13 protein-coding genes are annotated in these 11,832 nt (G+C 62.6%); 6 read left to right on the top strand and 7 right to left on the bottom strand.

Annotated features, from left to right (window positions below; translation table 11 throughout):
• The coding region (locus HMPREF7215_RS06885; RefSeq protein ID WP_009165033.1) for a pyridoxal phosphate-dependent aminotransferase at positions 1 to 880 on the top strand (880 nt) is incomplete at its 5' end.
• A gap of 37 nt (positions 881 to 917) precedes the next feature.
• On the top strand, positions 918 to 1,541 hold the full coding sequence (gene pcp, locus HMPREF7215_RS06880; RefSeq protein ID WP_009165032.1) for a pyroglutamyl-peptidase I: 624 nt from the start codon (positions 918 to 920) through the stop codon (positions 1,539 to 1,541).
• A 127-nt stretch (positions 1,542 to 1,668) separates the two neighbouring features.
• On the opposite strand, the gene HMPREF7215_RS06875 is transcribed toward pcp, so the two are convergent.
• The 3 genes from HMPREF7215_RS06875 to HMPREF7215_RS13920 all read right to left on the bottom strand — a co-directional run bounded on the left by HMPREF7215_RS06875 (position 1,669) and on the right by HMPREF7215_RS13920 (position 3,900).
• Complete coding sequence (locus tag HMPREF7215_RS06875; protein ID WP_009165031.1) at positions 1,669 to 2,646, bottom strand: zinc-binding dehydrogenase; 978 nt, start codon at positions 2,644 to 2,646, stop codon at positions 1,669 to 1,671.
• Positions 2,643 to 3,677: a radical SAM/SPASM domain protein, ACGX system gene (gene acgM / locus HMPREF7215_RS06870; RefSeq protein ID WP_009165030.1), complete on the bottom strand. Its 1,035-nt coding sequence runs from the start codon at positions 3,675 to 3,677 to the stop codon at positions 2,643 to 2,645. Before acgM ends, HMPREF7215_RS06875 begins: the two co-directional genes overlap by 4 nt.
• Before the next feature lie 94 nt (positions 3,678 to 3,771).
• Positions 3,772 to 3,900, bottom strand: a complete 129-nt coding sequence (locus HMPREF7215_RS13920; protein ID WP_269621696.1) for a hypothetical protein — start codon at positions 3,898 to 3,900, stop codon at positions 3,772 to 3,774.
• 179 nt (positions 3,901 to 4,079) lie between these two features.
• Here HMPREF7215_RS13920 and HMPREF7215_RS06865 point away from each other — a divergent pair, with 179 nt between their 5' ends.
• Positions 4,080 to 4,409: a winged helix-turn-helix transcriptional regulator gene (locus HMPREF7215_RS06865; protein WP_009165028.1), complete on the top strand. Its 330-nt coding sequence runs from the start codon at positions 4,080 to 4,082 to the stop codon at positions 4,407 to 4,409.
• Between the two features lie 308 nt (positions 4,410 to 4,717).
• Here the strand turns inward: HMPREF7215_RS06865 and HMPREF7215_RS06860 are convergent, their stop codons facing one another.
• Positions 4,718 to 5,260, bottom strand: a complete 543-nt coding sequence (locus tag HMPREF7215_RS06860) for a nitroreductase family protein (RefSeq protein ID WP_009165027.1) — start codon at positions 5,258 to 5,260, stop codon at positions 4,718 to 4,720.
• A gap of 172 nt (positions 5,261 to 5,432) precedes the next feature.
• Positions 5,433 to 6,800: a tRNA uridine-5-carboxymethylaminomethyl(34) synthesis GTPase MnmE gene (gene mnmE / locus HMPREF7215_RS06855; protein WP_009165025.1), complete on the bottom strand. Its 1,368-nt coding sequence runs from the start codon at positions 6,798 to 6,800 to the stop codon at positions 5,433 to 5,435.
• A gap of 573 nt (positions 6,801 to 7,373) precedes the next feature.
• On the opposite strand from mnmE, the gene HMPREF7215_RS06850 reads away from it, so the two are divergent.
• Both HMPREF7215_RS06850 and HMPREF7215_RS06845 read left to right on the top strand, forming a co-directional pair.
• A complete protein-coding gene (locus HMPREF7215_RS06850; protein ID WP_009165023.1) occupies positions 7,374 to 8,543 on the top strand; it encodes a hypothetical protein in 1,170 nt (389 codons plus the stop codon).
• A gap of 24 nt (positions 8,544 to 8,567) precedes the next feature.
• Positions 8,568 to 9,770, top strand: a complete 1,203-nt coding sequence (locus HMPREF7215_RS06845; protein WP_009165022.1) for a M20 metallopeptidase family protein — start codon at positions 8,568 to 8,570, stop codon at positions 9,768 to 9,770.
• A 189-nt stretch (positions 9,771 to 9,959) separates the two neighbouring features.
• Here HMPREF7215_RS06845 and HMPREF7215_RS06840 read toward each other — a convergent pair whose 3' ends face one another.
• Positions 9,960 to 10,724 carry a TVP38/TMEM64 family protein gene (locus HMPREF7215_RS06840; protein WP_009165021.1) on the bottom strand — a complete coding sequence of 255 codons (765 nt, stop codon included), beginning with the start codon at positions 10,722 to 10,724 and terminating at the stop codon, positions 9,960 to 9,962.
• 152 nt (positions 10,725 to 10,876) lie between these two features.
• Between HMPREF7215_RS06840 and HMPREF7215_RS12430 the strand changes: the two genes are divergently transcribed.
• Positions 10,877 to 11,428 (top strand): J domain-containing protein, encoded by a 552-nt coding sequence (locus HMPREF7215_RS12430; RefSeq protein WP_009165019.1) that lies wholly within the window; start codon positions 10,877 to 10,879, stop codon positions 11,426 to 11,428.
• An 81-nt stretch (positions 11,429 to 11,509) separates the two neighbouring features.
• Here the strand turns inward: HMPREF7215_RS12430 and HMPREF7215_RS13225 are convergent, their stop codons facing one another.
• Complete coding sequence (locus HMPREF7215_RS13225; RefSeq protein ID WP_156797471.1) at positions 11,510 to 11,662, bottom strand: hypothetical protein; 153 nt, start codon at positions 11,660 to 11,662, stop codon at positions 11,510 to 11,512.
• Positions 11,663 to 11,832: the final 170 nt, after the last annotated feature.

Raw genomic sequence — 11,832 nt, 5'->3', positions numbered from 1 at the left:
GCGGGCGGCGCTGGCCCGCGCGCTGCGCGTCGAGCCGTGGCAGCTGCTCTGCGGAAACGGCGCCGCCGACCTGATCATCCGTCTCTGCCTGGCCCGAAAGCCCCAAAAGGTTCTGGTCTGCGCCCCAACCTTTTCGGAATACGAGAAGGCCGCGCTGCTGGCCGGCGCTCAAGTAAAGAAATTCATCCTGCGCGAGGAAAACGACTTCGCGCTCGGCGGCGAGATCCTTGGCGAATTGGCGGGCGCCGGCGCGCCGGATATGTTTTTCCTCTGCAATCCCAACAATCCCACGGGGCAGCTGACCAGCCCCGCGCTGATCGGCCAGATCGCCGCCGTCTGCGAGAGGCGGGGAACGCTGTTCGTTCTCGACGAGTGCTTTCTTCCCTTCACCGGGGCGCCGTCGGCGCGCCCGCTGTTGAACGCGCATCCGCACCTGGTTATCGTCGACGCGTTCACCAAACTGTACGCCATGGCCGGACTGCGGCTGGGCTTCATGATTTCGGGCGACCGCCGGCTGGTCGAGCAGGTCGCCGGTTTCGGCCAGAGTTGGAGCGTCTCCGCCCCGGCGCAGACGGCCGGCCTCGCGGCGCTGTCTTGCGGCGTGGAATGGACCGTTCGCACCCGCGTCGCCGTTGCGGCGGAACGCGCCTTCGTCCGCGCCGGGCTGCGCGAACTGGGATTCAAAGTCTACGACGGCGCCGCCAACTACGTGCTGTTCCGCAGCGAAAAGCCCCTCAGCGAGCCCATGCTCGCGCAGGGCATCCTGATCCGTTCCTGCGCCAACTACACGGGCCTCGACGAGCGTTACTGCCGCGTCGGCGTCAAGCGGCGCGCCGAAAACGAACGGCTGCTCGCGGCCCTGCGCCGCGCGCTGGCGTAAATTTCATCCTCCGCGATCGAAGAAAGAAGGAATCACCGTGAAACTGCTTCTCACCGGCTTCGAGCCCTTTGGCGGCGAGACGATCAACCCCGCGCAGGAAGCCTTGGCGCTGGTGCCCGATCGGATCGGCACACTGAAAATCGTCAAGCTGATCCTGCCCGTCGTCTTCGGCACGTCCATCGCCGCCATCCGCGCCGCGCTGCGCGAACATCGCCCCGACGCCGTGCTCTGCATCGGTCAGGCGGGAGGGCGCATGGAGGCGACGCCGGAGCGCGTGGCGCTGAACCTGAACGACGCGCGCATCCCCGACAACGATAAAAATCAGCCCGTAGACGAACCGATCTTCGCCGACGGTCCCGCCGCCTACTTCGCCACGCTGCCCGTCAAGGACATGGTCGCCGCCATCCGCAGTGCCGGATTGCCGGCTCGCGTCTCCAACACGGCGGGACTATTCGTCTGCAATCAGGTGATGTACGGCGTGCTCTATCATCTTGCCCACGAACTGCCCCACACCCTCGGCGGCTTCATGCACGTGCCTTACGCTCCCGAACAGGCCGCCCGCCAGTCTGCACCCCAGCCGTCCATGTCCAAAGACGACATCGCCCGGGCCATCGCCGCGGCCATCGGCGCCATCGAACGTCATCTCGCGGCGCGTCGGTAAATCTCACACCAGTTTCCGTTAAATCAAAGAGCAAAGCTTCTCCAGTCTTTCATGGCGTCAACGGCGCGCCGAAAACTGCATGAGACCGCATGCCGTGTGTCTTTATACCGGTCCGTCGTTCCGTGTTTTATCTGGACGGTTCCGCCACTTCGTCCATCACGATCACGATTTTGCCGTTCACGTGCCCCTCTTCAGCAGTCCGGCAGGCTTCCGCGATCCTCGAGAAGGGATAAACGGCACCGACCTTTGGCGTCAAAGCATGCTCCTCGATGAACGAAAAGATCCGGTCCATGACGTTTTGGCTCGGTGAGTTGCTGAAGAAGCCGGTCAGATAAACGCCGTTAGGGATCTCTTTGATCGGATCGAAGCCATCCAACGCGAAGACGCCGCCGAGGATGCCTGTGCTGCACACTATGCCGCCGCGCTCCACGCACTGTAGCGTGTCGCGCAGCGTGCGCGGGCCGACGAGTTCCAGCGCTTTCGTCACGCCCGACAGCGTCCCGCGCAGGTTCCCCCTGTCAAGCGCCGTTTCGTCGGCTTCCGCCAGCAGCGGCAGCTTGTTCTCACGGTGAGTGGTAGCGATCACGCGGCAGCCGACGGCGCGCGCGATCTGGATCGCCGCATAGCCCAGCGCACAGGTCGCGCCGCGGATCAGCAGTCTATCGCCGGACGTCAGGTGCAGAGATTCAAACAACGACCCCCAGGCCGTAAACCACGTTTCCGGCACCGCCGCCAGTTCAGTCCAGTTCAGCCGCGAAGCGACCGCAAAGACGTGAGCGCGCGGCAGCAGCGCATACTCCGCGTAACTCCCATTGAAGCTGCGCCCCATGCCGCCCATCAGCGCGGCGACCCGCTGCCCGGGCGCAAAAGCGCTGTCCGAGGGATCGGTGATCTCCCCGACGCATTCGATGCCCGGAACGATCGGCTTGGCGATATAATCTTCGGCAATTTCGTACTTTCGCAACAGCTCTTCCGAATGATTCATGCCGAAAGCCCGAACGCGTACCAGCACCCAGCCGGGACGCGATTTCGGCACGGGAATCGTGCTCAATTTCAGATTTTTGCCCTCGCAGGGGCCGCTCAGCGAGACCGCGCGCATGTTCATCGTTCAATCTCCTTCCAGCACTGAGGATCGGCGTCGTAAAAGCCGCCCGACGTACCGCAGGCCACGGCCGGGCAGCCGCGACACCATGGCATCAGCTCGCAGCCGACGCACTTTTTGAATTTCATGAAATCGCGGTAGCGTTCCATCTCGCACAGCCATACGTCGGCCATGCGGTCGGTAAGCGCATTGCCCACGCGGCTGGGAAAGCGCCGGCAAGCATACAGATCGCCTGTGGGCAAAATGCTTAGATGTCCGGAGCCACATCCGCACCCGCCGTAGATCATGCCGGACTGCGCTTCGCCGGGAATTTTGAAAAGTCCCTCCTCGTACTCGTACAGCGTCCAGAGATGATCCTTGCGGTAAAAATGCGTCGCACTGCTCGCGGCTTCGTAAGCGGCGAACTTCTTATGGCAGCGGTCGAGCAGAGCGCGGTACTGCATCGGCTCGATACGGGCGTCGGCCTCGCCGCCGGTCGGACAGTAGCGCGAAAAAGAGAACACGTCGACGCCGTGCTCGACGACGATGTCGATGACGGCCGGGATCTCAGCGATGTTGGCTCCCGACACCGTCGTCATGACGGAAGCGCTGATGCCGGCCTTTTTGAGCGCGGAGATCTTCTCCAGCGTACAGTCGAAGGAACCGGGGCGGCGAAACCAGTCGTGCGTCTCGCGCAAACCGTCGAGGGAAAGCTGGTACTGCTCGCAGCCAAGTTCTTTCAGGCGCGCGCAGACCGTATCGTCGAGATGAAACGGATTGCCGAGGATCACAAAGGGGGCATCCATCTTTCTGAGTTTTTTCAGCAGCCGCCAGAAATCAGGATGCAGGATCGGATCGCCGCCGGTGATATAGAAATAAGGACGCCGCCGGTAGACGGAACAGAAATCATGGCAGTTGGCCAGCACGTCTTCCATCTGCGCCCAGCTCATCGAGTTCACGCATCTTTTCGCGCCGCCGGAATAGATGTAGCAATGCTTACATCGCTGGTCACAATCGTCGGTGATGTGCCACTGAAAGGAAAAATAATGCTTCACAGTCAACCTCTCTATAAAAAGTCTGCCTGCGGCAGACAACCTGTGCATGGAAAAATCCGAAGCCGCATGGCTTCGGACTCTTGAAATGGAGCAGCTACTTCTCGGGTTTGGGCGCGCCGCACGACGAGGGTTTCGGGGCGCCGCACGACGAGGGCTTTGGGGTGCCGCATGACGAAGCCGACGCGGCGATGTTGCTCCAGCCGGCAATGTTGGACAGGGCCATTTTCGCGTTCCTCCTTTTGCGGGATTACGGCACGAGGCCGTATCGTCATTATAAAAGCGGTGCGGCCGGAGCAAAAGGAGGCACAAAAAGGTGACCGGACGGTCACTTTTTTGTAACCGCTTCCGCCACGACGCAATTCCTTTATAATGAGACAGACCACGCACGAAAGGAAGAGCCCCATGCTGACCAAAGAAGAACTGCCCGAATGCCCCGTAGCGACCGCCGTCCAGATCATCGGCAGCAAATGGAAATTGCTCATCATCCGCAATCTGCTGCGCCGTCCCTGGCGCTTCAACGAGCTGCACAAATCGCTCCCCGGACTGAGCCAGAAAGTGCTTACCGACAGCCTGCGATCCATGGAAAACGACGGAATCGTCACGCGCACAGTGTATCTCGAAAACCCGCCCCGCGTTGAGTATGCTCTTTCGCCGCTGGGAGGCACGCTCCGCCCCCTCCTCGCCCTGATGGCCCAATGGGGCGAAGATTACAAACGGCAGACCGGGTGCTGACGTTCGCGCCGGAAGCTACCGCAGCCGACAGAATTGCGGACACGGCTCTTTGCCTTGATACTATTTCTCAATTAAAATGCCGAACATAGAGGCGCTGCGAGGGAGTTCAGTCGCTCGGACATACTCGACTGCTGCGCAGTCTGCGCAGCTCGCTTTGTGGATCTCCCTCGCAGCACCCTGCAAACCATGTTAGTGCTTTTTATACAAGAAATAGTATGAAAAAACAGAACGGGGATTCTCTCATCCTGCATAACGCAAGCCGCCGCTTTCCCAATGCGAAAGCGGCGGCTTTTTTATCGAACCATGAGTCAACGCCAGATCAGCAGTTCTTCCACGGACTTGCGCGGGCGGGCGGCGGGCGTTTCGGCGGGGCGTCCCAAAGCAATCAGCGCGGAAACCGACTGCCCCTCGGGCAGGGCGGCAAGACGGCAGACGTCGTCGTTGTCGAAGACGCCCATGATCACCGTTCCCAAACCGGCTTCATGCGCGGCAAGGCAGAAGGCCTCGGCGGCCAGACCGGCGTCGAACGACTGCCAGTGGCTGCCTTTGGAGGTGGACGGCACGCCGTCCTTGTCATAACCGCTGACGCCGTCGAGCGTTATAAGCAAGATCAGCGCAGACGCGCCGGCGACGATCTGCGCGTTCCGCTCGAAGCCCATCAGCCCCTCGGCGGCGATCCGGCCTTTCAGGGCCGGATCGAGCACGGCCATGTAACGCACCGTCTGCGAGTCCTTCCATGTCGGGGCAAAGCGCGCCGTGTCCACGATGTGCTTGATCTCTTCCCTTGTCACGGGCGCGTCCGAAAATCTGCGCACGCTGCGGCGTTCTCTGATGCATTCGAGAGCTTCCATAGGTTCCGACTCCTTTGCGTTTTTGACGATTTCATCGTCCGGCGGCGGCTTGTCGCCGGACGACCGTTGCGAATGTTCCACGTGGAACATTTTTCTGCACGGCACCGGATGATCCGGTGGGCATCATGCGCCGCGCGTCCTTTGAGGCTTTCCCGACGAAAAGCTCCCGACGCTATTTGCCGATGCAGAAGCGGCCGAAGATCTCGTGCAGCAAGTCTTCGTCGCGGTCGCCGCCGAGGATGCGGGAGAGCGAACGGCGGGCGTCGCCGACGCAGCTCGACACGAGCGCCTGATCGAGACCGTCGCCGAGAGCTTTCAGCCCCGTGCCGACGCTGGCGATGGCGCCGCGCAGTTCCTCCACCTGGCGCGAGCTGGCATTCAGCCCCGTATCGAGCGCGCCGGTGCCGGAGACGAGGCCGACAAGGGATTCCTTCAGCTCGTCGAGGCGCAGTCCCTTGGCCGCGGACACGGAAATCACCGTGCTGGCAGGGATCAGGGCCGTCAGCGAGGCTTCGCTGATCTGCTGCGGCAGGTCGGCCTTGTTGAGGACGACGAGGTGCGGCGTGTCGGCCAGCTCGTGGACGCGGTCCACGTCCTCCTGATGGAGCGGTTCGCTGCCGTCGATGACCCAGACGCAGACGTCGGCCTCTTTCATGGCGGCGCGGGCGCGCTCGACGCCGATGGCTTCCACTTCGTCGTGATAGTTCTCGGTTATGCCGGCGGTGTCGACGAGGCGCAACGGGATGCCGCGGTAGGTCAGTACGGCTTCAATGACGTCGCGCGTGGTGCCAGGGATGGCGGTGACGATGGCGCGCGACTCCTTGAGCAGGGCGTTGAGCAGCGACGACTTGCCGGCGTTGGGGCGGCCGACGATGGCGACGCGGATGCCCTCGCGCAAGATGACGCCGGAAGAGCAGCGCTCGAGCAGATCCGCCAGCGACTGGCGCACGATCTCGAGGCGGCCGGCCAACGATTCGTCGGCGATGTAGGGCACGTCTTCCTCGGGAAAGTCGAGGCCGACTTCGATCTCGGCGCCGAGGGAGGTCAGCTCCTCGTAGATCTCGCTGACGGCGCGCGTCAGCTCGCCGTCCAGCGTGCGGTTGGCGGCGCGCAGGGCCTCGTTGCTGCGGGCCTGGATCAGCGCGCCGACGGCTTCGGCCTGCGAGAGGTCAAGGCGGCCGTTTTCGAAGGCGCGGCGGGTGTACTCGCCGGGCAGGGCCATGCGCGCTCCGCCGGAAATCAGCAGCTCAAGGCAACGCTGCGCCGCCAGGCTGCCGCCGTGGCAGTGCAGTTCCACCAGATCTTCGCCGGTGTAACTGCGGGGCCCCCGAAACGGCAGCACGAGGATGTGGTCAATCACCTCGCCCGATTCGTCGAGCAGCACGGCATTGCGCGCGAAACGCACTTTCAGCGGCGCCTCGGTCTGAAGACGCACCTGGCGCTGCGCGATCGCCCAGGAATCGGGGCCCGAAAGCCGCACAATGGCAATGCCGCTGTTTCCCCAAGCCGTCGAAATTGCCGCGATCGTGTCTCCGAACACAATGGTCACCTCCCCGAAAGAGTTGCCTTGCTTTCTCGTCTCCAACTTCCCGGTTTTATTATAGCAGAGCGCAAATTCATTATGACGATTCCTATTTAAAAATTCAAGAGGGAGGCGGATTCTTTCGCCGCGCCACCGGATCGGCGCCCCTTCCGGGACGCAAGGATTCTCTTGACAACGGCGGCTCTTCGTGCTATAAAATGCGCCAAGCAATTCCCAATCTTTTGCAAAGGCGTGAACTTTCATGATCTCGGCAACCATCCATATCCATAACACCTTTGACAACGGCATGTGGTGGCGCAGCGTGGGGACTCTCTTCGACGAGGACCGACGCGCTGTCGTGCTGCGGTCTGAATAAATCCGTCCGGATACGAAGAGCCGGTTCCCATTCATGCGGGAACCGGCTCTTTTTCGTTTATCTTCCGTTCGGCGTCCGGAAAGGGGGAATGTCCATGGAGCCCGGCTGGCGGCTCAAACAAGACGAACATCGCAGCGTGCGGAATTCGGCGGCCGTCGTCGGCCGGACTTCACGGATCCTCGCGGGATCCCGTTCATCTCAGGGAGGTTTTTGTCATGCAGTTCACTCAGCTTCAGTCGATTCTCGTCGTGCTCGGCTTCTTCACCGTCGGCGATCTGATCGCCTCGCGCACCCGGGCGCTCGTTTCCATGCGCTTCGTCTCCTCAGCCATGATTCTCGCCGCTTTCTGGCTGGGGATGCCCGCGGACTTGTTCAAGACCACGGGGCTGATGAGTCTGGCGATGACGTTCATTCCCGTGCTGATGGTGCACATGGGCACGATGATCGACGGCCGGGCCATGCTGGCGCAGTACCGCACCGTACTAATCGCGCTGGCGACCATGTGCGCCGCTTCGGCCGCCGTGATTCTGATCGGAAGTCCGCTGATCGGCATGAACTTCGCCCTCACCGCCACGGGCCCCATTTCCGGCGGCAACGTGGCCATGCTGATCATGAGCGAAGCCGCCCAAGCCAAAGGGCTGAACGACATCCTCGTGTTCATCACGATGCTCTTGATTCTGCAGGGTTTCATCGGCGTGCCCATCGCCAGTTTCTGCCTGCGCCGCGAAGCGCGCCGCCTCAAGGCCGCCTTCGCCGCCGGCGGGCAGGCTGCGGAAACCGAAGCCGAAAAGAGCGAGCGCAAAAAGCCGATCCCCGAACTGCCCAAAAAACTGCGCACACCGTTTGTGCTGCTGTGCAAGAGCTTTCTCGTCGCCGCCTTGGCCGTCGCCGCCGCGCAGGCGACCGGCAACCGCGTCCATCCCTTCGTGATGGCGCTCGTCTTCGGCGTCGCCGCCTACGAGCTGGGCTTCCTCGAAGGGCGTATCCTCGACATCGCCGCCTCCAGCGGCCTCTCCATGTTCATCATGCTTCTGCCCACGTACGTCAACCTCAGCAAGGCCACGCCGCGGATGGTTCTGTCGCTCTTCTGCCCGATCGCCGTATCCTTCGCCGCCGCCGTGATCGGGCTGGTCGCCTCGGCGTACCTGATCAGCCGCTTCGCGAAAAGCTCGTTCGACATGACGCTGGCCATCGGCGCCTGCTGCCTGATCGGCTTCCCCGGCACCTACATCGTCGCCGACGAGGTATCGCGCAGCTTTGGCGACACGCCCGCGGAAAAGGAGTTCATCGAAAGCCGCATCATGCCGCAAATGCTCGTTTCCGGCTTCACGACTGTTACAATAGCCTCGGTGTTTCTGGCCGGATTCCTGGTCAACTTCATGTGATCTCGAGAAAGGAAGAATAAAATCATGGACAAAGCGAAGATCCTCGCGTTGGCCGCTCAGGCTGAAGACGAAATGACCGCGCTCCGTCACGAGCTTCACCGTCACCCCGAGCTGGGCTGGCAGGAAGTGCGCACCACCGACGCGATCGAACGCGAGCTGAAAAAGATCGGCTGCGCCATCCTCCGCCGCGGCTTCGCCGGCACGCGGTGCGGCATCGTCTGCGACGTCAATCCCGACTCGCCCGGCCCCTGCGTGGCCGTTCGTGCCGACATCGACGCGCTGGCCGTAGCGCGTGAGGACAACGATCTTGAATACGCCTCCGCCGCCCCCGGCGTCATGCACGCCTGCGGGCACGACGCCCACGCCGCCTCGCTGATCGGCGCGGCCAAAATCTTCAAGGCGCTCGAAAGAGATCTGCCCGGCCGCGTGCGCCTCATGTTCCAGCCCTCGGAAGAACAGGCCACCGCGCCCGGCGCCAAAGCCCTTATCGAAGAAGGCATGCTCGACGGCGTCGACGCCGTCATCGGCTATCACGTCCGCGCCGGCGCGCCCGAAGGCGAGATCCAGTTCACTCCCGGCCCCGCCACCACTTCCGGCGACATCTGGGAACTCGACGTCATCGGCAAAGGCGGCCACGGCAGCCGCCCGCAGGACGCCGTCGATCCCACCGTCGCCGCCGCGCAGATCATCTGCGCCCTGCAGACCGTCGTCAGCCGCGAGATCCCGCCCGGCGAGCGCGTCGTCGTCAGCATCGGCACGCTCAAAAGCGGCAGCGCCGTCAACGTCATCCCCGAAAAGTGCGAAATCACCGGCAACATCCGCACCACCAACCCCGCCGTCCGCGCCACGCTGCCCGAACGCATCGAGCGCATCGCCAACGGCGTCGGCCTGGCCATGCGCTGCCGCACCGACTTCCGCTTCATCCCCGTCTATCCCAGCGTCGTCAACGACGAAGCCATGTGCCAGTTGCTCGAACAGGCGGCCGGAGAACTGTTCGGGGCCGAAAAAGTGAAGCGCGTCCCCATATCCTCCGGCTCCGACGACTTCAACTTCTACTCCGCGGAACGCCCGTCCGTCTACTTCAACGTCGGCATGGGCGGACCCGGCACGCCCTACGCTGCCGCCCACCACTCGCCCCAGTTCCGCACCAACGACGCCATCCTCAAAACCTGCGCCGCCGCCGTCGTCGCCACGGCGTGCAAATTTTTGGAAGCGAAAGCGAAATAAAAAGCCGAGGCTGCCTTTTTTCCCGCTCGCAAGCGGGTCAAAAGACAGCCTCGCGCTGTGCGTCCCGTAGTGTTATCTGCCTTTTCGTGAGAAAACGGCCATCTGCAAAGTGCCTTTTCGTGAGAAAATTTTACCAGGAAGGGCATCCCTTCCTGTTTTTGACTCGCTTCTTGTCTGGAAGGCGCTATTTTATTTCCGGCGCGGCTTCATGACCAGCGCGCGGATCTTTTCCTCGATGATCTCCCAGAAGATCCACAGCGGGATCGAAAGGACCATCAGCGCCATGAACAGGATCTTCACGCCCGCCGTCGGCCCCGAGGTCAGCTCGGACCCCAGCAGCGACAGCACCGCCATGCCGGGAGCGCGTCCCAGCAGGCAGACCAGCGACAGCGGCAGCAGTCTCAGCTTCGTCATGCCGGCGATGAAGCACACCGCGTCGTCGGGCAGCGCCGGCAGCAGGAAGATCATGAAGAACATCGTGTAGCCGCCCTTCGTCAGCAGCGAGTCGAAACGCTTCATCACGCCGTCGGGCACGAGACGGCGCACGAATCTTTCTCCCAGCAGACGTGCCAGCAGCATGGCGAGCAGACTGCCCAGCGCCAGTCCCAGCGTCGTCAGCGCCCAGCCTTTCCAGAAGCCGAACACGAAACCGCCCGCCAGCGCCACGGCCTGGCCGGGGATCGGCGCGAACAGCACCTGCAGCACCTGTACGCCCACAAAGAACCACGGCGCCGAAGCGCCCTTGCGCAGCAGCAGGTCGCGGAAACTCCGCGGATCGGCGAAAAACTGCCCGACAAACGACTGCCATCGCCCGGCGACATCTTCGGGCAGCAGCCACAACACCGCTTCATAAACGGCGAACATCGCCGCCGCGATCGCGCAAGCCGCCGCGACCACCGCCGCCAGCCCCGCCGCCTTGCGCCGCAGCAGGGCGAGGAATTCACTTTTGTTCACCGGGGCATCCTCCGTTCAGATATGCGTCGCCATCCTCCGCTGCGGGCGGCGGCAAACCGCCGCTGCGCCGGCGAAAGGATTCTTTTTCGTTCCATTTTGCGCTACAATAGAGGCTGCTTTTCCTGACCTCCTCCAAAGGAGTGGTTTTCTTGATGCGTCTTGGACTTCTCGGCGGCATCGTCGGCGCGCTCTTCGTTCTCTGGCTGATTCCCACGCTCGTGAGCGGATTTTTCGGCCTCGTCTGGTTCCTGGTCAAGCTGCCGTTCCGCCTGCTTCATCTGATCGTCATAGACGGACTCTTCGGCCTGCTCGGGCTTGTCTGGAAGCTCTGCAGCGGCTTTTTCGCCCTTTTCGGCGTCGTCGGCACCGTCGTCATGTGGCTGCTCATCGCCGCCGCCGGCGTTTGGGGCGGCGTCTCCCTGCTCAGCGCGTGCGCCGGGACTTCGCCGTCCCGCAGAAGCCACGGCGCCTCCTCAGCGCCGCGCGCTTGCGAAGAAAAAATCGACGCCGGGGCGCCGCGCTTCGCTTCGCGCCGGTGGGCGCTGGGGATTTTCGGCCTCGGCAGCGACGCTTCGCAAAACGACATCAAAAGGCGCTATCGCGAGCTCGTCGCCGCGGAACATGCCGACCGCCCCGCCTCCGACCGGGCCGACGGACGGCGTCTGGCGCAGATCGACCAAGCTTACGAAATCCTCACCCATTGAATTATAAATCGTCACGACAGCGTCGGCAAATCATTTTCCGGCGCTGTCAGCCGCTCACAGATCGCCGCGCCCCTCAAAGATTCAGCGCGCTTTGTTCGGCAGGGCGTTCCGCTCGAAATCGGCCCTCGCCGCGGCGCGCAGCTCCGGCGGCCGGAACACGTCGAGGCCGGTCATGGCCAGCCCCGTGGCGGCAAGACGTTCCACCGCGGCGGCAATTTTCTGCTTCGAATCCATCATCCAACCTCCTTAAAATAAACTCTTAAAGATTATCCGATCGTATTTAAATTTTTGTTTCGATCCAGTGTCGTTATTCTACACGCTCCCGCCCAGTTCCGCAATCGAAAAAGCCATGACGACGCCGAGGTCTTCACCAGCGGCAGAGGCACGTTCCGCCACGCAAAAAA

It is taken from the genome of Pyramidobacter piscolens W5455, assembly GCF_000177335.1.
GTDB classification, from domain to species: domain Bacteria; phylum Synergistota; class Synergistia; order Synergistales; family Dethiosulfovibrionaceae; genus Pyramidobacter; species Pyramidobacter piscolens.
The sequence above is the reverse complement of the archived record's forward strand: the minus strand, read 5'-3'. Positions and strand labels throughout refer to the sequence as shown.